Below are 18,291 nucleotides of genomic sequence, written 5' to 3' on the forward strand. Positions count from 1 at the left end.
TCACCGCAGCCGTCCGACCCGTTCCCGAAGAACTGAGTGCACCCATGCCCACCCCGGCCCTCCCCTGTCCCTGCGGGCTGCCCGCCGCCTACCCGGAGTGCTGCGGCCGCTTCCACTCCGGTGAGCGGCAGGCGCCCACCGCCGAGCTGCTGATGCGGTCCCGGTTCAGCGCTTTCGCCGTCGGCGACACCGCCCATCTCCTGCGCTCCTGGCACCCTTCGACCCGGCCGGGCGCTCTCGATCTCGATCCCGGCCAGCGCTGGGAGCGGCTGGACATCCTGGCGACCGAGCGCGGCGGGATGTTCGAGACGGAGGGCTCGGTGGAGTTCCGGGCGCACTACCGCGAGGGCCGGCACACCGGCTCGCTGCACGAGCACAGCGCCTTCTCCCGCGTGGACGGGGCCTGGGTCTACGTCGGCCCCCTCTCACCCGTCGACTTCGACTGACCCCGGGCGCCGGTCAGGGCGAAGTCCAGGCTGGTGCGGTACCGGCCGGTCTCGTCCGGCGGCTCCGCGCACAGCAGCCGCGACGCCACGGCGGCCGCCGCCGGGACCTGGGGATGCCCGTAGGGCGGGGGCGGGGCGAGCGCGGCGAGCACGATCCGCTCCGCCGGATCGGGCACGGCCTCCCGGACCTCCTCCTCCGGGAGCACCGAGGCCAGCACGGCCGCCCGCTCCCAGGGGTCGGCGGTGCGGCCGAGCAGCAGCCCGACGTGCCGCTCGCGCCAGCGCCTCGGGCGGAGATCCGTCCCGGCCTCCATCAGCTCCCGGTCCGCCGGCGGCGCGCTCCCGCGCAGCATCCCCGGCTCCCGGGCCGCGAAGTCCCGTAGCTCCGAGGCCAGATAGAGCCACACCACCGCCCGGTAGCGGTTGATCCGGTATCCCACCGGAGCGATGTGCCCACAGCGCGCGAGCCGGGTGAACCGGCTCGGGCCCACTCCCAGCGCGGCGGCCGCAGCCTCCGCCCCCGCCACCGTCTCCACCCGCTCGAGCAGCGCCCGCGGGAATTCCCCGGCCGACCGGACCCGGTCGAGCTCGGTCCTGGTGAAGCGCGCGGATCCGCCGGGCCCGGGCGGACCGGCGCGCACGATGCCCAGCTGGACGGCACGGGCGAACTCGGCCCGGCCCAGCCCCAGTTCCCCCGCGGCCTGCCCACCGCCCAGCAGTCCGTCGACCGCTCCCGCCCGCGCCGCCGGCACCGCCCGCGTCGTGTGCTTCGCGTGCGTCGCGTGCGTCGCGTGCTTCGCGTGCGTCGCGTGCGTCGCGTGCGTCGCGTGCGTCGCGTGCGCCATGTTCGTCGTGTTCGTCATGTACGTCATTACGCTCTCCCCACCAGAAGTGATTACTGTGTGTGAAGACCGTAACCGAGCGCGACGACATCCCGCGGAGCCTGTGGACAACCCGCGAAATGCCTGGTCAGCCGCCTGTGATCCGTCGTTCCGCGACACCCAGGTGCTCGCCCACCCGGTTCACCAGCAGGGTCATCTCGTACGCCACGTGACCGATGTCGGCCTCGGCGGCGCTCAGAACGCACAGGCAACTGCCCGCGCCCGCCGCCATGACGAAGAGGACCCCCTCGTCGTACTCCACCATCGTCTGGCGCACCTCGCCCGCCCTGAAGTGCCGTCCCGAGCCCTTCGCCAGGCTCTGCAGGCCCGCCGCGACAGCCGCCAGGTGCTCCGCGTCCTCCCGTGCCAGCCCCGCGCTCGCGCCCGTCACCAGGCCGTCGTTGGAGAGCACCACGGCGTGCCGGACCTGCTGCACCCGCCGCGTCAAGTCGTCCAGCAGCCAGTCGAGCTGCTTGTCCAGCGCCATATCAAGTCCCTCCCCGTCGACGCGGCCGACACGGCCGCGCCCCACCCCGCGTACTCGTCCCGCCAGCCTTCCCCACCAGGGGCTTTCCGGCAAGGAGGATGGACCCATGGTGAAGAAGATGACTCAAGAGGAATGGCGGGAGTTCGTCTCCCATGCCACCCGCACCGGAAAGCTCGCCACCGTCCGCGAGGACGGAAGCCCCCACATCGCTCCCATCTGGTTCGTTCTCGACGGGGATTCCTTCCTGTTCAACACCGGGAAGGACACCGTCAAGGGGCGCAATCTGGCCCGTGACGGCCGCGTCTCGCTCTGCGTGGACGACGAGCGCCCGCCGTTCTCCTACGTCGTCCTCCAGGGCCGCGCCGAGATCACCGACCACGCGGACGACCCCGACGGGCTCCTCGCCTGGGCGACCAGGATCGGCTCCCGCTACATGGGGCAGGAGCGCGCCGAGGCCTTCGGCCGCCGCAACGCCGTGCCCGGCGAACTCCTCGTCCGCGTCCGCATCGACAAGGTGATCTCGGCGGCCGACATCGCGGACTGAGGCCCCGCCCGAGTCCGGGCGCGAGTCCGAGTCCACGCCCGCAGGCCGGTTCACACCGAATCGGCCTGCGGCTCCACCGATTCCAGCAGCCGCGCCGTGTGCACCCGCCCCGCGTACTCCACGAGCCGGATCAGCACTTCCTTTCCCGAGTCCTTGTCCCGCGCGTCGCACAGGACCACCGGTGTCCCCTGATCCAGGTCCAGCGCCCGCGACACCTCGTGGGCCCCGTACCGCCTGGCGCTCGTGAAGCAGTTCACGGCCACCACGAAGGGGATCCGCCGGTGTTCGAAGTAGTCCACCGCCGGGAAGCAGTCCTCCAGCCGCCGCGTGTCGGCGAGCACCACCGCGCCCAGCGCGCCCTGCGACAACTCGTCCCACAGGAACCAGAAGCGGTCCTGCCCCGGCGTCCCGAACAGGTACAGCGACAGCCCGGACCTGATGGTGATCCGCCCGAAGTCCATGGCCACCGTCGTCGTCGTCTTCTGGTCGACCCCGCCCGTGTCGTCGACCAGCTCCCCCGCCTCGCTGAGCAGTTCCTCCGTCCGCAGCGGCCGGATCTCGCTGACCGCGCCGACCAGCGTGGTCTTGCCCACGCCGAAGCCGCCCGCCACGAGTATCTTCAGCGCGAGCGCGGCCAGTTCCTCTCCGCCCTCGGCGGCCGGCGCCGCCCCGTTGTCCTGCAGTCCCATCACAGCGCTCGCAATCCCTCGATGACTTCACGCAGAATCCGCTCGTCCGGCAGCTGCGCCGGCGGCACCGGCCGGCTGACCTTGACGTGCCCGGCCTCCAGCAGGTCCCCGAGCAGCACCCGCACCACGCCCACGGGCAGGTCCGCGTCCGCCGCGAGCTCCGCCACCGACTGGGTCTCGTCGCGGCACAGGCCGAGCAGCGCCCGGTGTTCCGGGCCCAGCAGCGACTCGGACACCTCGTCCGTCCCCGCCGGGTCCACGACGACCAGCGCGATCAGGTCGAAGCGGACCCCGTGGGGTCCCGGCTTCGTGCGCCCGCCGGTCATGGCGTACGGACGGACGAGCGGGCCCGCGTCGGCGTCGTACCACTGGCCGTTCATGCTCAAGGCCGCCGCCTTCAACCGGCGGCCGGCGGGCGCGCCGCGAACCGGGCCGGGGTGTACAGGTGCTCGCCGACCCGCTTGACCAGCCGGGCCATCTCGTACGCGATGAGCCCCATGTCGGCTCCCGCCCCGCTGAGCACGGCCAGACAGGAGCCGTCGCCCGCGGCGGCCACGAAGAGGTATCCCTCGTCCATCTCCACCATCGTCTGGCGCACGCCCCCGGCGTGGAAGTGCCGGCCCGCGCCCTTGGCCAGGCTGTGGAAGCCGGAGGCCACCGCCGCCAGGTGTTCGGCGTCCTCCCGGCTGAGCGCGCTGGAGGCGCCCACCGCCAGGCCGTCGTTGGACAGGACCACCGCGTGCCGGACCTCGCGGACCCGGACCACGAGGTCGTCCAGCAGCCAGTCCAGCTCGCCGGACCTGCGGACCCCGTCGAGGTCGATCCTCTGGTGCTCGATCATCACCGTTCTCCTTCGCCTTCACTGCCTGCGTGGGGGGAGTTGTCGTGGGCACCGGCCCGGGTGCCGCGCACCCAGCCGGCCCGGTACGCCGCCATCCGGTCCCGCGCCTGTTCGGGGCTGCGCCCGGGCGGGTCCCCGGGCCCCCGCACACCGGCCGGGGCCTTGGGTTCGGGCGCTTCGCGCAGCTGCGGGACGAGGCTCGCCTGCCGGACCCGGCGCGGCAGTTCGGTGACGGAGCCGGCCGGACCCGCCGGACCCGCCGGACCCGCCGGGCCCACCGCGCCGCCCACAGCGGCCGTACCGGAGACGGAGGCCGCCCCCGGGACGGGCGTACGGGGGACCCCGCCGCCGGATCCGCGCGGCCGGAGCGCGGCCACCGGGGCCGGGCGGGGCTCCTCCTCCCGTGCCGGATCGCGCTCCGCGGCCGGGAGCCCGCGCGCGTCGTCCCGTACGACGCTCATGGCCGGGGACTGCGTCTGGGGGTGGGCCGAGAACCGGGCCGGGTACCGGTCCGCGTCCTGGGGCGAGGACGGGGACGGGGACGGGGACTGGGACGCGGACTGGGAGTGGCTCACGGAGTGGGTCAGGGGGGGGGCCGGAACGCGTCCGCCGGGTCTCCTGAGGCGTCCGCCGGCGGGGCCCCGGACGTACCGTTCGTCCGCTATGGCCCGCGAACGTCCGAATAGCGGAACTGACTGACCGCATAGTGCAGTTGTAAGGAACAAGTCAAGGTCTGTCTTTTCTCGCGACTCTCCGGTCAAATGTCGTCACTTGAGACGCGCGCCGCACGGAACCCCCCACTCCTCCGGAGACGTTCCGCACCACGTTGCGGCCGCGGGAGGGGAACGACTTCAAGTGACCAGCAACTCCGTCAGGCGGCGTGCACTGCGCGCCGCCGCAGTCGGTGTGACCATGGCCGCGACCGCGGCCACCGGCGCGGCCTACACCTTCGCGCAGGCCGAGCCGGGCCCGAGTGCTCCGGCCGCCGACCGCCAGGACCCGACCGCTCCTTCCAAGGAGAAGGTCGAGCACGACCTCAAGGGCCCGTTCAGCGACCAGCAGGCGAAGGCCAAGAAGGCCGCCCTGGAGCAGGTGCTGTCCGGCAAGAAGGACGTCGAGCAGCGCGGCGCCTCCAAGGTCGTCAAGCTCGACGAGAAGAAGTACGTCGAGCTCGGCCGCGAGAAGACCGACAAGATCTTCACGATCCTCGTCGACTTCGGCGACCAGGTGGACAGCACCACCATGTTCGACCCGGACGGCCCGGGCGGCCCCAAGCCGCCCGCGCCCAAGTACGGCGGCACCCCGGGCCCGATGCACAACCAGATCGCCCAGCCCGACCGTGCGACGAACAACAGCACGGCCTGGCGCAAGGACTTCAACCGCGCGTACTTCCAGGACCTGTACTTCGGTACCGGCAAGGGCAAGAACTCGCTGAAGACCTACTACGAGAAGACCTCCTCGGGCCGTTACTCGGTCGACGGCGAGGTCGCCGACTGGGTCAAGGTCCCGTACAACGAGGCCCGTTACGGCTCGAACTACTGCGGCCAGAGCAACTGCTCCAACGTCTGGGACACGGTCAAGGACGGCGTGACCGCCTGGACCGAGGGCCAGAAGAAGGCCGGCAAGACCGACGCCCAGATCAAGGCGCAGCTGTCCCAGTACGACCAGTGGGACCGCTACGACTTCGACGGCGACGGCAACTTCAACGAGCCCGACGGCTACATCGACCACTTCCAGATCGTCCACGCGGGCGAGGACGAGTCGGCCGGCGGCGGCGTGCAGGGCACCAACGCCCTGTGGGCGCACCGCTGGTACGCCTACGGCACGCAGGCGGGCAAGACCGGCCCGGAGAACAACAAGGCCGGTGGCGCCCAGATCGGCGACACGGGCATCTGGGTCGGCGACTACACGATGCAGCCCGAGAACGGCGGCCTCGGCGTCTTCGCGCACGAGTACGGCCACGACCTGGGCCTGCCGGACCTCTACGACACCTCCGGTGGCGGCGAGAACTCGGTCGGCTTCTGGTCCCTGATGTCGGCGGGCTCCTGGCTCGGCAACGGCAAGGACTCCATAGGCGACCTCCCGGGCGACATGAACGCCTGGGACAAGTTCCAGCTGGGCTGGCTGAACTACGACGTGGCCAAGGCCGCGACGAAGTCCACCCACAAGCTGGGCGTGGCGGAGTACAACACCAAGGACAAGCAGGCGCTCCTCGTCGAGCTGCCGAAGAAGCAGGTCAAGACCGAGATCGTCGCTCCCGCCGAGGGTTCCTCGCAGTGGTGGAGCAACATGGGTGACGACCTCAAGAACACCCTGACCCGCTCGGTCGACCTGACCGGCAAGTCCTCCGCGGCCCTGTCCCTCAAGGGCTGGTGGGACATCGAGGCGGAGTACGACTTCCTGTACACCGAGGTCTCCACGGACGGCGGCGCCAACTGGACCCCGCTGGCCGGCACCGCCGACGGCGTGGACCTCCCGGTCGACGCCTCCGGCAGCCCGTCGCTCACCGGCGTCTCGGGTGCCTGGAAGAACCTGAACTTCTCGCTGGACGCCTACGCCGGCAAGAAGGTCGACCTCCGCTTCCGCTACCAGACGGACGGCGGCGCGGGCGGCAAGGGCTTCACGGCCGACGCCCTCACCATCACGGCGAACGGCTCCGCGCTGTTCACCGACGGTGCCGAGAACGGCGACAACGGGTGGACCGGCAAGGGCTTCTCCCGCGTCGGCAACGGTTTCACCAAGGAGTACGCGCAGTACTACCTGGCCGAGAACCGCCGCTACGTGTCGTACGACTCCACCCTCAAGGTGGGCCCGTACAACTTCGGCTTCGCCAACACCAAGCCGAACTGGGTCGAGCACTACCCCTACCAGGACGGTCTCCTGATCTGGCAGTGGGACACCTCCCAGAAGGACAACAACACCAGCCAGCACCCGGGCGCCGGTCTGATCCTTCCGATCGACGCCAACGCCAAGCCGATGAAGTGGTCGGACGGCACGCTGCTGCGGAACAAGATCCAGCCGTACGACGCGACCTTCAGCGCGTACTCCACGGACGCGTTCACCCTGCACAAGAACGGCGAGTCGCTCTTCGTCAAGCCGAAGCCCACGAACCTGGTCTTCGACGACCACAAGGGCAAGTACTACTACGACGAGAACCCGACCGGCTCGGTGAAGGTCACTGACACCAACACCAAGATCAAGATCGTGAAGGAGCCCTACGACGGTCTCCAGATGACGATCGAGGTCGGCCCCTCCGTTAAGTAATTCGGTAAAGCCGCAGGTCAAAACATGATCGGCCGTCGCCCCCTAGCGGGCGGCGGCCGATCGCGTTTAGATGCGTGGGCTGAGTTTCTTATTGACGGGGGAGATGAAGACATGCCCGGTGGAGGTTTCGTCCGATTGCCAGGCGGCAGCGTGGTCGTCGCGCTCACGCTGCCCAGACCGTCCGAGCGGAGCGCCGCGGACGGCGCCCCCGAAGGCGGAAACGTCCGCGTGCTGGTGCACGCGGCGAACCGGGCCCGCGCCCTGACCAGGCTGCGGAACCTCGGCATGCGCGCCGTCTACCTGCGCGGCAACGCGCAGCCGCCGACCCCGGACGAGATCACCGCCGTCCTGCACCACCCCGACGGCCTGCTCTGGCGCTGCGCGCCCGACCGGGCGGAGGAGCTGTGGCACCCGATCAGGGCGCTGCTGGGGCGCAGCTAGTGCTGTGACGGGCGCGGGCATGGGCGTGGGCACGGGCACGGCGCCGTCAGGCGAGCTCGAAGCCGAAGCTCCCGCCGACCCGTGCGCCGTCGTCGTCGCGGGCGGTCCACCACTCCACGGTGTAGGCGCCCGCCGGGAGCCGGCCCCCGGGGGTGTGCCCGAAGCGGTAGGCCCGCTGCCGGGACCCGCGCATGCGGAACTCGAGCAGCGGGGTCCCCTCCGGCGTGCGGACCTCCGCCCCCGCGGTCAGGGGCAGCTCCCCGCCGTGGCCGGGGACGGGCAGGGCCTCGCCCGACCACACGAAGGTCGGCTTCCAGCCCCCGTCGGCCGCGGCGACGCTGAGCGTGCCGCGGCCCCGGAGCGAGGGCCGGTCGGCCGGGGTCCCGTCGTCCGCCGGCCCGGTGAACCTGAACATCACGGAGCGCCTCCTCGTCGCAGGTGCTGACCGGCGACAGGTTTCCAGGACTCGTGATCAGATGTGGAGGGTTTCGCGGCTTTGACGCAAATCCGCCCCAGCTTGTCCGATGTGCTCCTCTGACGGCCCGGGCCCGGCCCGGGGCGTCAGCCGCCGACGACGGGCGTTCCGGACAGCTCCACCCCGGCCTCGCGGAGCTCGGCCAGCGCCCGCGTCGTGGTGTGCGGGGCCACGCCGGCCGTCAGGTCCAGCAGGACGTGCGTACGGAACCCGGCGCGGGCCGCGTCCAGGGCGGTGGCCTTGACGCAGTGGTCGGTGGCGATGCCGACCACGTCGACCTCGGTGACCTGCCGGTCGCGCAACCACTGCGCGAGCCCGAGGCCGTTCTCGTCCGCCCCCTCGAAGCCGCTGTACGCCGCCTCGTACGCCCCCTTGTCGAAGACGGCGGCGACGGCCCCCGAGGCGACGGCGGGCGCGAAGTTGGGGTGGAAGCCCACCCCCTCGGTCCCGGCGACGCAGTGGACCGGCCAGGAGGTCTCGTAGTCCGGCTGGGCCGGCGGGTGCGCGAAGTGGGACCCGGGGTCGACGTGGTGGTCCCGGGTGGCGACGACGTGCCGGTACCCGGCGGTGGCCTGCCCGATGAGCTCGGTGACGGCGGCGGCCACGTCGGCCCCGCCGGCGACCGCGAGGCTGCCGCCTTCGCAGAAGTCGTTCTGGACGTCGACGACGATCAGTGCGCGGTGCATGTCCGGTGCCCTTCGGCTTGGTGTGTGGCGGTGCGGGGGGACCCTGCGGGGGCTCTTCCCCCGCCCTGCCCCGGGCAAATCCAGCCCCCGCCGGCGTTTGGGTCCGGCGGGGCGGCGCTTACGCGTACTCCGTCGGGATGACGGCCTCGCCGCGCGAGAGCTGGGTGGCCGAGAGGGGGAGGCCCGCCAGGGCCTCGCGGTGGCGTTCGCGCGCGGCCTCCAGGGACTCGCGGGCCACGACCTCGCCCCCCTTGACCAGCTGGACGAGGAGCTGCGTGTCGGCCAGTGCCGCCGGCACCGGACCGGTCCCGATGACCTCGGCCTCCGCGATCCCGTCGGAGTCGAGCCGCCGCGCCGCCCACTTGCGGCCGCCGACGGACGTCTTGCCGCCCGAGGACTTCTTCGCCACCGACACGTACGGGGCCTTCAGGTCCGCCGAGGCGGCCCGCGCGACCAGCTTGTAGACCATCGAGCACGTCGGGTGCCCGCTGCCCGTCACCAGCTGCGTGCCGACGCCGTACGCGTCCACCGGGGCGGCCGCCAGCGAGGCGATCGCGTACTCGTCCAGGTCCGAGGTCACCACGATCTTCGTCGCCGTCGCCCCCAGCTCGTCCAGCTGCTGGCGCACCCGGTGGGCGACCAGCAGCAGGTCCCCGGAGTCGATCCGGACGGCGCCCAGGCCGGTCCCGGCGACCTCCATGGCCGTGCGGACCGCCTCCGCCACGTCGTAGGTGTCCACCAGCAGCGTGGTCCCGTCGCCCAGCGAGGCGACCTGGGCCGTGAAGGCGTCCCGCTCGCTGTCGTGCAGCAGGGTGAAGGCGTGCGCGCTCGTGCCGACCGTCGGGATCCCGTACCGGAAGCCGGCCGCCAGGTCCGAGGTCGAGGTGAAGCCGCCGACGTACGCGGCGCGGGCCGAGGCGACGGCCGCCAGCTCGTGCGTGCGCCGCGCGCCCATCTCGATCAGCGGCCGGCCGCCGGCGGCCGAGGACATCCGGGAGGCCGCCGCGGCGATCGCCGAGTCGTGGTTGAGGATCGACAGGATCACGGTCTCCAGCAGCACGCACTCGGCGAAGCTGCCCTCGACGCGCAGGACCGGCGAGCCGGGGAAGTAGACCTCGCCCTCCGGGTAGCCCCAGATGTCGCCGGAGAAGCGGTACGAGGCCAGCCAGTCGAGGGTGCGCGCGTCGACGACGGCGCGCTCGCGCAGGAATTCCAGTACGGCGCCGTCGAAGCGGAAGTTCTCCACCGCGTCGAGCACCCGGCCGGTTCCCGCGACCACGCCGTAGCGCCGCCCCTCGGGCAGCCGCCGGGTGAAGACCTCGAAGACCGAACGCCGGTCGGCGGTGCCGCTGGCCAGCGCGGCCTGCAGCATCGTGAGCTCGTAATGGTCCGTGAAGAGCGCTGTCGACGGCACGTCCACCGGCAGGCCCAGGTCCGCAGGGTTCATGTCACGGATGCTAGCGCACATCTCGTCAAAGTGACGAGATGTAGGGGCCCGTTTGTGCGACAGGCCCCCCGCAGTGGCAGCATGGGACGAGTGAGTGTTGCTCCCATTGAGATCGAACGCACCGAATCGGCCGAAGAGACCTTCGCGGTCCCCGAACCCGACGTCCCGTGGGTGACCCTGGTGCACAACGACCCGGTCAACCTCATGAGCTACGTGACGTACGTGTTCCAGGCGTACTTCGGCTATTCCAAGGACAAGGCGAACAAGCTGATGATGGACGTCCATCACAAGGGGCGGGCCGTCGTCTCCAGCGGCAGCCGCGAGGAGATGGAGCGCGACGTGCAGGCCATGCACGGCTACGGCCTCTGGGCGACCATGTCCCAGGACCGCAACTGATGGGCGGCGTGTTCGAGGCCCTCGAGGGCGGCGGCGCCGCCATCGCCCTGGACGAGATCGAGATCTCGATCCTGCGCTCGCTGGCCGTGCAGCTGCTGGAGCTCGTCGGCCCCGGCAGCCCCGAGCCCGACCCGGACGCCGATCCGCTCGCCGCGCTCTTCGCCGGCTCCGACGGCCCCACCGAGCCCCCGTCCGACCCGGCCCTCGCCCGGCTCTTCCCCGACGCCTACGGCGGCCCGGACACCGCGCCCGGCGCCGACAAGGCGCAGCTGCGCGCGAACTCGGGCGAGTTCCGCCGCTTCACCGAGAACGACCTGCGCGACCGCAAGCGCGAGGACGCGCTGGCCGTCGTGCGCAGCCTCGACGGGCTCACCCGGGCGGACGACCGGGCGGCCGTCCTGGAGCTCACCGGCGAGCTGCCGCTGCGCTGGCTCGGGGCCCTGAACGACCTGAGGCTCACCATCGCGGCCCGCCTGGAGATCACCGAGGACGACGAGAGCGCCGTGCTCTTCCGGCTGCCGGACGACGATCCGCGCAAGCCGATGGTGATGGCGTACCTCTGGCTCGGCGGCCTCCAGGAGACCCTCATCGAAACCCTCTGAGGACCCTCAAACGCGCAGATCGTTCGCTCAGCGGACGCTCAAATCCGGATAACGATCAGATCACCACCATGTGGTGATCTGATTTGTTTTCGGGACCTCTGTCCCGATTTTTTTGCGCCCTGCGTCACATTTTCTTCCCTCATCCACCCGTAAGCACGTGATAAATCTTCACGACCGCCGACGGGGCGCCACCCATGCCCCCCGGCCTGCTTGAACCGGCTGACCGCCGGCGTGCAACTCCATCCGTATCCGGGGGGATCGAGGACCCGATCCGCAGCCAGTCAAGGCGCGGGTCGGCGTGGAGAAAGGCGCACCAAGACATGACCTCCGTACAGGTCGACGAGCAGCAGCACGACACGGCCGAGGGCGGCGAGGGGTACCACCGCGCGCTCGGCGCCCGCCAGATCCAGATGATCGCGATCGGCGGAGCCATCGGCACCGGCCTCTTCCTGGGCGCCGGCAAGGCCATCTCCAAGGCCGGACCCAGCCTGATCCTGGCCTACGCCATCGCCGGCCTGGTCATCTTCTTCATCATGCGGGCCCTGGGCGAACTGCTCATGTACCGCCCGGTGTCCGGCTCCTTCTCGGACTACGCCCGGGAGTTCCTCGGCCCCTTCTGGGGCTATGTGACCGGCTGGACCTACTGGCTCTTCTGGGTGGTCACCGGCATCACCGAGGTCACCGCCGCCGCGCAGTACATGTCGTACTGGACCCACGACAGCTTCCCGCAGTGGGCGTACGCGCTGATCTTCACCGTCATCCTCTACGGCGCCAACCTGATCTCCGTGAAGCTCTTCGGCGAGCTCGAGTTCTGGTTCTCCATGGTCAAGGTCACCGCCATCGTCGGCATGATCCTGATCTGCGCCGGCATCCTCACCATCGGCTTCTCCGACGCCGCCGACACGGCGACCGTCAGCAACCTGTGGAGCGACGGCGGCTTCTTCCCCAAGGGCATCGGCGGCACGCTGATGACCCTGCAGATCGTCATGTTCGCCTTCCTCGCCGTCGAACTGGTCGGCGTCACCGCCGGCGAGTCCAAGGACCCCGAGAAGACCCTGCCCAAGGCCATCAACACCGTGCCGTGGCGCATCGCCGTCTTCTACGTCGGCGCGCTGATCATGATCCTGTCGGTCGTCCCGTGGCACGAGTTCCAGCCCGGCGTCAGCCCCTTCGTCGCCGCCTTCCAGAAGATGGGCCTCGGCGTCGGCGCCGCGATCGTCAACTTCGTCGTGCTGACCGCGGCCCTCTCCTCCTGCAACTCCGGCATGTACTCCACCGGCCGCATGCTGCGCGACCTCGCGCTCAACGGCCAGGGCCCGAAGTTCTTCACCAAGCTGACCAAGAGCGGCACCCCGCTCGTCGGCACCAGCTTCTCCGCCGCGCTCATGCTGGTCGGCGTCTGGATCAACTACGTCGCCCCCGGCAAGGCCTTCGACTACGTGGTCTCCTTCGCCACCATCTCCGGCATGTGGGCCTGGATCATGATCCTCGTCTGCCAGATCCGCTACCGGGCCGCCTCCGACCGCGGGGACCTGCCGAAGTCCCCCTTCCGCGCCCCCGGCGCCCCGTACACGAGCTACTTCGCCCTGGCCTTCATCGGCATGGTCATCGTGATGATGGGCATCGACAAGGACGCCCGGGTCTCGCTCTACTGCGCCCCGCTGTGGGGTCTGCTGCTGGGCGTGTCCTACCTCGTGATGAAGTCCCGCGACCCGCGCTCCGCGGCCTTCACCAAGGCCTCGTAAGGCCCCTCGAACCGTGGTTCCCGGCCGCCTGCCGCGGCCGGGAACCACGCGGCTCCGCCGCCGCGGGCCCCCGGAGCGGGGGCCCGTGTCCAGGCGGTGCCCGTCCAAGATGTGGGCCCGCCCGTACCACTCCTCGGTACGGGCGGGCCCGTCTGTTTATCCTGTCGCTCATGCTGACCCTCACCCAGGCCCTGTACGACCAGATCGTCGCGCACGCCCGCCAGGACCACCCCGACGAGGCCTGCGGCGTGGTGGCCGGCCCGGAGGGCACCGGCCGCCCCGAGCGGTTCGTGCCGATGCTGAACGCGGCCCGCTCGCCCACGTTCTACGAGTTCGACTCGAAGGACCTGCTCAAGCTCTACCGCGACCTGGACGACCGGGACGAGGAGCCCGTCATCGTCTACCACTCGCACACCGCGACCGAGGCCTACCCCTCGCGCACGGACGTCACGTACGCGAACGAGCCCGGCGCGCACTACGTGCTGGTCTCCACGGCCGACGCGGACGGCCTCGGGGAGTTCCAGTTCCGGTCGTACCGGATCGTCGAAGGCGTGATCACCGAGGAAGAAGTGCAGGTCGTCGAGGCCTACTGAGGGCCCACCTGAGGACTTGACTGGGCCTACCGCCCAGTATGTGAGCGGTATTCGTCCACGATGTGAGATCACACTCCAAACCGGGGACCGGGAATCGTTAACATGACCGCATGGTTCCCCACGACGTGAGCATCGAGACGCCCGGCAGGCTGCTGCTTGTGGCGCGGCTGCACGTCGACCTGTGCCGCCTCGCCAGCGCCATCTGTCCCGCGGCCTGAGCCCCCGCCGGCCCCCCGAGGGGCCGCGCGCGCCCACGCCCGCCTCCGCTTCGCCCGCCTTCCCTCACCATCCTGACTGGAGCCTGCCATGGCCATCGAGGTCCGCATCCCCACCATCCTCCGCACCTACACCGCCGGCGAGAAGGCCGTCTCGGGTGAGGGCGCGACCCTGTCCGAGCTGTTCTCGGACCTGGAGACCCGCCACAAGGGCATCCAGGAGCGCATCATCGACGAGGCCAAGGGCGGCGAGCTGCGCCGCTTCGTCAACGTCTACCTCAACGACGAGGACGTCCGCTTCCTCGACGGCATCTCCACCGCGCTCAAGGACGGCGACAACGTCACCATCCTCCCGGCCGTGGCCGGCGGATCGAAGTAATGCGCTACGACTCCCCCCTGGCCGCCGTCGGCAACACGCCGCTCGTCCGGCTGCCCCGGCTCTCGCCCTCCGACGACGTACGGATCTGGGCGAAGCTCGAGGACCGCAACCCGACCGGCTCGATCAAGGACCGCCCGGCGCTCCACATGGTCGAGCAGGCCGAGAAGGCCGGCCGGCTGTACCCGGGCTGCACCATCCTGGAGCCCACCTCGGGCAACACGGGCATCTCCCTCGCCATGGCCGCGAAGCTCAAGGGCTACAAGATCGTGTGCGTCATGCCGGAGAACACCTCGCAGGAGCGGCGCGACCTGCTGGCCATGTGGGGAGCCGAGATCATCCCTTCGCCGGCGGCGGGCGGCTCGAACACCGCCGTCCGCGTCGCGAAGGAACTGGCGGCGGAGCACCCGGACTGGGTGATGCTCTACCAGTACGGCAACCCGGACAACGCGGGCGCCCACTACGCGACGACCGGCCCGGAGATCCTCGCGGACCTCCCCTCCATCACCCACTTCGTGGCGGGCCTCGGCACCACCGGCACGCTGATGGGCGTGGGCCGCTACCTGCGCGAGCACGTACCGGGCGTCAAGATCGTGGCGGCGGAGCCGCGCTACGACGACCTCGTCTACGGCCTGCGCAACCTCGACGAGGGCTTCGTCCCCGAGCTGTACGACGCGTCGGTCCTGACGACCCGCTTCTCGGTGGGCTCGGCGGACGCGGTCACCCGCACCCGGGAGCTCCTCCAGCAGGAGGGCATCTTCGCGGGCGTCTCCACGGGCGCGGCGCTGCACGCGGCGATCGGCGTCGGCCGCAAGGCGGTCGCGGCGGGCGAGACCGCCGACATCGTCTTCGTCGTGGCCGACGGCGGCTGGAAGTACCTCTCGACGGGCGTCTACACGGCGGCGACGACGGAAGAAGCGATCGAGGTCCTCCAGGGCCAACTCTGGGCCTAGCCCGTCGCCGGACCCCCGCCGCCGCACTCAGCCCCGCCGGCGTTCGAGGCGCGGGGTCCGGGCGCAGCCCGGGGAACGACACTCAGCCCCGCCGGCGTTCGAGGCGCGGGGTCGGGGGCGGACCCCAGGGGGGTCCGGGCGCAGCCCGGGGAACGGCGGAAGGGCGGGTAGGGGACCTCCCGGGCCGGGACACCGGCGGCGGTACGTCAACGAGGGCCCGGGGTTGCCGGGGTTGCCGGGGCCAAGAGTGCGGCCGGCACGCCGGCGTGGCGCGCGGCCGGATCCTTGTCACCGACCCCGTCGCCGACCTCGCCGCCGCCCCCGTCGCCGTCCGCACCAGGACCCGCTTCAGTCGGACGCCGACCCGAGCCCCTTCACCTCGTCCCACACCGCCGGATCCACCGTGCCCAGCCGCCGTGCCCGCGCGAACTCCCACACCGACACCTCCGTCACCCGGTCCGCCTCCAGGAACCCGCCCCGCGACCCCACCACGCCCGGCGGCAGCGGGATGACCCCGGCGCGCCGGTCGTCGTACTTCCCGGTGATCCACGCGACCCGCGCCCAGTGGCCCCGTACGCCCAGGACCAGACAGGGCCTCCCACCCGGCAGGGACCACAGGTCACCGGCCCCCGGCCGCGGCGCGGGCCCGGGCGCGTGCGGCGGCTCGGCGCTGTGGGGCGCCCGCCGCGCCCGCCGGGGGACCAGCACCAGCAGGACCACGGCCACCACCGCGGCGACCGCCGGCCACCAGGACGTGTCCATACTCCGACCGTAGTCGCGGCCGCACCGCCCGGCGCGGCGGCCGCACCACCCGTACCCGCCACCCGTACCCCGTACCCGCGCCACCGCCGGACGGCAACCCGGATCCGCCCTGTCGCTCCCCCGGGTGACAGCACAGGTGATTCCCCCCACAACGGCCCGCCGCGGAGGAGCGACCGAAGGTTTCGCGCCTTACGCTCGACCCACGCACGGCCCGCATTCCGTCCACGGACCGTCCACGGAGGTTCACGCTCCATGAAGCTCACCGTCGTCGGCTGTTCGGGTTCGTTCCCGTCCGCGGATTCGGCCTGTTCGAGCTACCTCGTCGAGGCCGACGGCTTCCGGCTGCTCCTCGACATGGGCAACGGCGCCCTCGGCGAGCTCCAGCGGCACATCGGGCTCTACGACCTCGACGCGATCTTCCTGAGCCATCTGCACGCCGATCACTGCATCGACATGTGCGCGTACTTCGTGGCCCGCTACTACCGCCACGAGGGCGGCCGCTGCGGCACCATCCCGGTCTACGGCCCCGAGGGCACCGAGAAGCGGCTGTCCACGGCCTACGAGGACGTCCCCGACGAGCGGTCCATGAGCGAGGTCTTCGACTTCCGGACCCTGAAGTCCGGCACCTTCGAGATCGGCCCGTTCCAGGTCCGCACCGAGAAGGTCTGCCACCCGGTCGAGTCGTACGGGATCCGCGTCGAGCACGGCGGCCGCTCCCTGACGTACTCCGGTGACACCGGCGTCTGCTCCGAGCTGGGGCTGCTCGCCGAGGACACCGACCTCTTCCTGTGCGAGGCCTCCTTCACGCACGGCAAGGAGGACATCCCCGACCTCCACCTCAACGGTCGCGAGGCCGGCGAGTACGCCCGGGGCGGCCGGGTGGGTCGGCTCGTGCTGACGCACATCCCGCCGTGGACGGACGCCGAGCAGAACCTGGCCGACGCCCGCTCGGTCTACGACGGCCAGGTGGATCTGGCGTACGCGGGCGCGGTCTACGAGGTCTGAGGCCTGGAGCCTGAGGCCTGGAGTCTGAGGCCTGGAGTCTGAGGCCTCAGGCAGGACACCCGCATCAGCCGTACGACGAAGCCCCCGCCCTCCCTTCCGGGAGAGCGGGGGCTTCGTCGTGGTGGGGCGGGAGACCTACTTGGCCTCGGCCTTCTCCATCTCCGCGAGCTCCTCGTCGGACTCGCGGCCCGGCGTCGGAAGGTTGAACTTGGTGATCGCGAAGCGGAAGCCGAAGTAGTAGACCGCGGCGAAGACCAGGCCGATCGGGATGATCATCCAGGGGGACGTGGCCTTGTTCCAGCCGAGGCCCAGGTCGATCAGGCCGGCGGAGAAGGTGAAGCCGGCGTGGACACCGAGGGCCCAGGTGACGGCCATGGACACGGCCGTCAGCACCGCGTGGATGGCGTACAGCACCGGTGCGATGAACATGAACGAGAACTCGATCGGCTCGGTGACACCCGTGACGAACGAGGTGAGGGCGAGCGAGACCATCATGCCGGTGACCGCCTTGCGGCGCTCCGGACGGGCGCTGTGGGCGATGGCCAGGGCGGCGGCCGGCAGGCCGAACATCATGATCGGGAAGAAGCCGGTCATGAACTGTCCGGCGCTCGCGTCGCCGGCCCAGAAGCGGTTCAGGTCACCGTGCACGACCGCACCGGCGGCGTTGGTGAAGTCACCGATCTCGAACCAGGCGACGGTGTTGACGAACTGGTGCATGCCGATCGGGATCAGCGCGCGGTTGATGAGGCCGAAGATGCCGGCGCCGATGGAGCCGAGGCCCGTCATCCACTCGCCGAAGTTGGTGATGAGCTCGCCGATCGGCTCCCAGGCCAGGCCGAAGAAGACACCGACGAGGACGCCGACGAAGGCCATGACGATCGGGACCAGGCGGCGGCCGTTGAAGAAGCCGAGCCAGTCCACCAGCTTCGTGCGGTGGAAGCGCTGCCACAGGACCGCGGCGAGCAGACCCATGATGATGCCGCCGAGGACACCCGGGTTGTTGTACGTCGCGGCGACGTCCACACCCTTGTTCTCGGTGGTGTTGATGACGGCCTCGGTCACCGGGAACGCGGTGAGCACGTTCTTGTAGACGAGGAAGCCGACGAGGGCCGCGAGGGCGGTGGAGCCGTCGGCCTTCTTGGCGAAGCCGATCGCGACACCGATGCAGAAGAGCAGCGGCAGGTTGGCGAAGACGGCGTCACCGGCGGTGGCGAACACCGTGGCGACCTTGCCCCAGCCGAGGCCGTCCTTGCCGAAAACGTCGGGCTGGCCGAGGCGCAGCAGAATACCCGCGGCCGGCAGGACGGCGATGGGCAGCTGAAGGCTGCGGCCGACCTTCTGCAGACCCTGGATCAGGCCGGAGCCCCGCTTCTTGGCGGGAGCGGCGGTGGCCGTACTCATCAACTTCCTCCAGTGGACAAGGCGCTGCCTGGGGACATGGAA

The 18,291-nt window shown here is 70.9% G+C and carries 23 protein-coding genes; 12 read left to right on the top strand and 11 right to left on the bottom strand.

Going from position 1 to position 18,291, the window contains the following annotated elements:
* Window positions 1-44: 44 nt before the first annotated feature.
* Window positions 45-446 (top strand): YchJ family metal-binding protein, encoded by a 402-nt coding sequence (locus DRB96_RS21015; RefSeq protein ID WP_112449846.1) that lies wholly within the window; start codon window positions 45-47, stop codon window positions 444-446.
* Here the strand turns inward: DRB96_RS21015 and DRB96_RS43110 are convergent.
* Entirely contained in the window at window positions 410-1,318 is a 909-nt protein-coding gene (locus DRB96_RS43110) for a DUF6397 family protein (RefSeq protein ID WP_162688676.1), read from the bottom strand. The two genes, DRB96_RS21015 and DRB96_RS43110, sit on opposite strands and share 37 nt — an antisense overlap.
* Window positions 1,319-1,415: 97 nt before the next feature.
* A complete protein-coding gene (locus DRB96_RS21025; RefSeq protein WP_112449847.1) occupies window positions 1,416-1,814 on the bottom strand; it encodes a roadblock/LC7 domain-containing protein in 399 nt (132 codons plus the stop codon).
* Window positions 1,815-1,920: 106 nt separating this feature from the next.
* On the opposite strand from DRB96_RS21025, the gene DRB96_RS21030 reads away from it, so the two are divergent.
* Complete coding sequence (locus tag DRB96_RS21030) at window positions 1,921-2,358, top strand: PPOX class F420-dependent oxidoreductase (RefSeq protein WP_112449848.1); 438 nt, start codon at window positions 1,921-1,923, stop codon at window positions 2,356-2,358.
* A gap of 50 nt (window positions 2,359-2,408) precedes the next feature.
* On the opposite strand, the gene DRB96_RS21035 is transcribed toward DRB96_RS21030, so the two are convergent.
* Genes DRB96_RS21035 through DRB96_RS44750 form a run of 4 tightly spaced genes read right to left on the bottom strand, consistent with a single transcriptional unit; the run spans window position 2,409 to window position 4,463 of the window.
* Entirely contained in the window at window positions 2,409-3,047 is a 639-nt protein-coding gene (locus DRB96_RS21035; RefSeq protein ID WP_112449849.1) for an ATP/GTP-binding protein, read from the bottom strand.
* Window positions 3,047-3,427, bottom strand: a complete 381-nt coding sequence (locus DRB96_RS21040) for a DUF742 domain-containing protein (protein ID WP_112449850.1) — start codon at window positions 3,425-3,427, stop codon at window positions 3,047-3,049. Before DRB96_RS21040 ends, DRB96_RS21035 begins: the two co-directional genes overlap by 1 nt.
* 17 nt (window positions 3,428-3,444) lie before the next feature.
* Entirely contained in the window at window positions 3,445-3,888 is a 444-nt protein-coding gene (locus tag DRB96_RS21045; protein ID WP_112449851.1) for a roadblock/LC7 domain-containing protein, read from the bottom strand.
* Window positions 3,888-4,463, bottom strand: a complete 576-nt coding sequence (locus tag DRB96_RS44750) for a hypothetical protein (protein WP_239517750.1) — start codon at window positions 4,461-4,463, stop codon at window positions 3,888-3,890. Before DRB96_RS44750 ends, DRB96_RS21045 begins: the two co-directional genes overlap by 1 nt.
* A 337-nt stretch (window positions 4,464-4,800) precedes the next feature.
* Between DRB96_RS44750 and DRB96_RS21055 the strand changes: the two genes are divergently transcribed.
* The gene (locus DRB96_RS21055; RefSeq protein WP_112453604.1) at window positions 4,801-7,152 is read left to right on the top strand and encodes an immune inhibitor A domain-containing protein; all 2,352 of its coding nucleotides are present in this window, start codon (window positions 4,801-4,803) and stop codon (window positions 7,150-7,152) included.
* A 111-nt stretch (window positions 7,153-7,263) separates the two neighbouring features.
* On the top strand, window positions 7,264-7,593 hold the full coding sequence (locus DRB96_RS21060; protein WP_112449852.1) for a hypothetical protein: 330 nt from the start codon (window positions 7,264-7,266) through the stop codon (window positions 7,591-7,593).
* Window positions 7,594-7,639: 46 nt separating this feature from the next.
* Here the strand turns inward: DRB96_RS21060 and DRB96_RS21065 are convergent, their stop codons facing one another.
* The 3 genes from DRB96_RS21065 to DRB96_RS21075 form a co-directional block, all read right to left on the bottom strand.
* Complete coding sequence (locus tag DRB96_RS21065; RefSeq protein ID WP_112449853.1) at window positions 7,640-8,008, bottom strand: hypothetical protein; 369 nt, start codon at window positions 8,006-8,008, stop codon at window positions 7,640-7,642.
* A 146-nt stretch (window positions 8,009-8,154) separates the two neighbouring features.
* Complete coding sequence (locus tag DRB96_RS21070) at window positions 8,155-8,754, bottom strand: isochorismatase family protein (RefSeq protein WP_112449854.1); 600 nt, start codon at window positions 8,752-8,754, stop codon at window positions 8,155-8,157.
* A 118-nt stretch (window positions 8,755-8,872) separates the two neighbouring features.
* On the bottom strand, window positions 8,873-10,201 hold the full coding sequence (locus tag DRB96_RS21075) for a nicotinate phosphoribosyltransferase (protein WP_112449855.1): 1,329 nt from the start codon (window positions 10,199-10,201) through the stop codon (window positions 8,873-8,875).
* Between the two features lie 81 nt (window positions 10,202-10,282).
* On the opposite strand from DRB96_RS21075, the gene clpS reads away from it, so the two are divergent.
* From clpS to DRB96_RS21105, 7 genes are all read left to right on the top strand, one after another.
* Window positions 10,283-10,597 (top strand): ATP-dependent Clp protease adapter ClpS, encoded by a 315-nt coding sequence (gene clpS / locus DRB96_RS21080; RefSeq protein ID WP_112449856.1) that lies wholly within the window; start codon window positions 10,283-10,285, stop codon window positions 10,595-10,597.
* Entirely contained in the window at window positions 10,597-11,199 is a 603-nt protein-coding gene (locus DRB96_RS21085; RefSeq protein WP_112449857.1) for a DUF2017 domain-containing protein, read from the top strand. The genes clpS and DRB96_RS21085 overlap by 1 nt, the downstream gene beginning before the upstream one ends.
* Before the next feature lie 320 nt (window positions 11,200-11,519).
* Window positions 11,520-12,944, top strand: coding sequence for an amino acid permease (locus tag DRB96_RS21090; protein WP_112449858.1), 1,425 nt, complete (start codon window positions 11,520-11,522; stop codon window positions 12,942-12,944).
* A gap of 170 nt (window positions 12,945-13,114) precedes the next feature.
* The gene (locus tag DRB96_RS21095) at window positions 13,115-13,537 is read left to right on the top strand and encodes a M67 family metallopeptidase (RefSeq protein WP_112449859.1); all 423 of its coding nucleotides are present in this window, start codon (window positions 13,115-13,117) and stop codon (window positions 13,535-13,537) included.
* A gap of 110 nt (window positions 13,538-13,647) precedes the next feature.
* The gene (locus DRB96_RS46315) at window positions 13,648-13,755 is read left to right on the top strand and encodes a putative leader peptide (RefSeq protein WP_310941867.1); all 108 of its coding nucleotides are present in this window, start codon (window positions 13,648-13,650) and stop codon (window positions 13,753-13,755) included.
* A gap of 88 nt (window positions 13,756-13,843) precedes the next feature.
* Window positions 13,844-14,131, top strand: coding sequence for a MoaD/ThiS family protein (locus tag DRB96_RS21100; protein ID WP_112449860.1), 288 nt, complete (start codon window positions 13,844-13,846; stop codon window positions 14,129-14,131).
* Window positions 14,131-15,081 carry a cysteine synthase gene (locus DRB96_RS21105; protein ID WP_112449861.1) on the top strand — a complete coding sequence of 317 codons (951 nt, stop codon included), beginning with the start codon at window positions 14,131-14,133 and terminating at the stop codon, window positions 15,079-15,081. The genes DRB96_RS21100 and DRB96_RS21105 overlap by 1 nt, the downstream gene beginning before the upstream one ends.
* 348 nt (window positions 15,082-15,429) lie before the next feature.
* Here the strand turns inward: DRB96_RS21105 and DRB96_RS21110 are convergent, their stop codons facing one another.
* A complete protein-coding gene (locus DRB96_RS21110) occupies window positions 15,430-15,843 on the bottom strand; it encodes a hypothetical protein (protein ID WP_112449862.1) in 414 nt (137 codons plus the stop codon).
* Between the two features lie 252 nt (window positions 15,844-16,095).
* On the opposite strand from DRB96_RS21110, the gene DRB96_RS21115 reads away from it, so the two are divergent.
* Window positions 16,096-16,848 (top strand): MBL fold metallo-hydrolase, encoded by a 753-nt coding sequence (locus DRB96_RS21115; RefSeq protein ID WP_112449863.1) that lies wholly within the window; start codon window positions 16,096-16,098, stop codon window positions 16,846-16,848.
* Between the two features lie 135 nt (window positions 16,849-16,983).
* Here DRB96_RS21115 and DRB96_RS21120 read toward each other — a convergent pair whose 3' ends face one another.
* Window positions 16,984-18,249: a PTS transporter subunit EIIC gene (locus DRB96_RS21120; protein WP_112449864.1), complete on the bottom strand. Its 1,266-nt coding sequence runs from the start codon at window positions 18,247-18,249 to the stop codon at window positions 16,984-16,986.
* Window positions 18,250-18,291: the final 42 nt, after the last annotated feature.

It is taken from the genome of Streptomyces sp. ICC1, from assembly GCF_003287935.1.
Lineage (GTDB): Bacteria > Actinomycetota > Actinomycetes > Streptomycetales > Streptomycetaceae > Streptomyces > Streptomyces tritrimontium.

What these genes read in the sequence shown, in the direction of transcription:
- DRB96_RS21015 (WP_112449846.1), top strand. Translation starts at nt 45, where the DNA reads ATGCCCACCCCGGCCCTCCCCTGTCCCTGCGGGCTGCCCGCCGCCTAC.
- DRB96_RS43110 (WP_162688676.1), bottom strand. Translation starts at nt 1,318, where the DNA reads ATGACGTACATGACGAACACGACGAACATGGCGCACGCGACGCACGCG.
- DRB96_RS21025 (WP_112449847.1), bottom strand. Translation starts at nt 1,814, where the DNA reads ATGGCGCTGGACAAGCAGCTCGACTGGCTGCTGGACGACTTGACGCGG.
- DRB96_RS21030 (WP_112449848.1), top strand. Translation starts at nt 1,921, where the DNA reads ATGGTGAAGAAGATGACTCAAGAGGAATGGCGGGAGTTCGTCTCCCAT.
- DRB96_RS21035 (WP_112449849.1), bottom strand. Translation starts at nt 3,047, where the DNA reads ATGGGACTGCAGGACAACGGGGCGGCGCCGGCCGCCGAGGGCGGAGAG.
- DRB96_RS21040 (WP_112449850.1), bottom strand. Translation starts at nt 3,427, where the DNA reads ATGAACGGCCAGTGGTACGACGCCGACGCGGGCCCGCTCGTCCGTCCG.
- DRB96_RS21045 (WP_112449851.1), bottom strand. Translation starts at nt 3,888, where the DNA reads ATGATCGAGCACCAGAGGATCGACCTCGACGGGGTCCGCAGGTCCGGC.
- DRB96_RS21055 (WP_112453604.1), top strand. Translation starts at nt 4,801, where the DNA reads ATGGCCGCGACCGCGGCCACCGGCGCGGCCTACACCTTCGCGCAGGCC.
- DRB96_RS21060 (WP_112449852.1), top strand. Translation starts at nt 7,264, where the DNA reads ATGCCCGGTGGAGGTTTCGTCCGATTGCCAGGCGGCAGCGTGGTCGTC.
- DRB96_RS21065 (WP_112449853.1), bottom strand. Translation starts at nt 8,008, where the DNA reads ATGTTCAGGTTCACCGGGCCGGCGGACGACGGGACCCCGGCCGACCGG.
- DRB96_RS21070 (WP_112449854.1), bottom strand. Translation starts at nt 8,754, where the DNA reads ATGCACCGCGCACTGATCGTCGTCGACGTCCAGAACGACTTCTGCGAA.
- DRB96_RS21075 (WP_112449855.1), bottom strand. Translation starts at nt 10,201, where the DNA reads ATGAACCCTGCGGACCTGGGCCTGCCGGTGGACGTGCCGTCGACAGCG.
- clpS (WP_112449856.1), top strand. Translation starts at nt 10,283, where the DNA reads ATGGGACGAGTGAGTGTTGCTCCCATTGAGATCGAACGCACCGAATCG.
- DRB96_RS21085 (WP_112449857.1), top strand. Translation starts at nt 10,597, where the DNA reads ATGGGCGGCGTGTTCGAGGCCCTCGAGGGCGGCGGCGCCGCCATCGCC.
- DRB96_RS21090 (WP_112449858.1), top strand. Translation starts at nt 11,520, where the DNA reads ATGACCTCCGTACAGGTCGACGAGCAGCAGCACGACACGGCCGAGGGC.
- DRB96_RS21095 (WP_112449859.1), top strand. Translation starts at nt 13,115, where the DNA reads ATGCTGACCCTCACCCAGGCCCTGTACGACCAGATCGTCGCGCACGCC.
- DRB96_RS46315 (WP_310941867.1), top strand. Translation starts at nt 13,648, where the DNA reads ATGGTTCCCCACGACGTGAGCATCGAGACGCCCGGCAGGCTGCTGCTT.
- DRB96_RS21100 (WP_112449860.1), top strand. Translation starts at nt 13,844, where the DNA reads ATGGCCATCGAGGTCCGCATCCCCACCATCCTCCGCACCTACACCGCC.
- DRB96_RS21105 (WP_112449861.1), top strand. Translation starts at nt 14,131, where the DNA reads ATGCGCTACGACTCCCCCCTGGCCGCCGTCGGCAACACGCCGCTCGTC.
- DRB96_RS21110 (WP_112449862.1), bottom strand. Translation starts at nt 15,843, where the DNA reads ATGGACACGTCCTGGTGGCCGGCGGTCGCCGCGGTGGTGGCCGTGGTC.
- DRB96_RS21115 (WP_112449863.1), top strand. Translation starts at nt 16,096, where the DNA reads ATGAAGCTCACCGTCGTCGGCTGTTCGGGTTCGTTCCCGTCCGCGGAT.
- DRB96_RS21120 (WP_112449864.1), bottom strand. Translation starts at nt 18,249, where the DNA reads ATGAGTACGGCCACCGCCGCTCCCGCCAAGAAGCGGGGCTCCGGCCTG.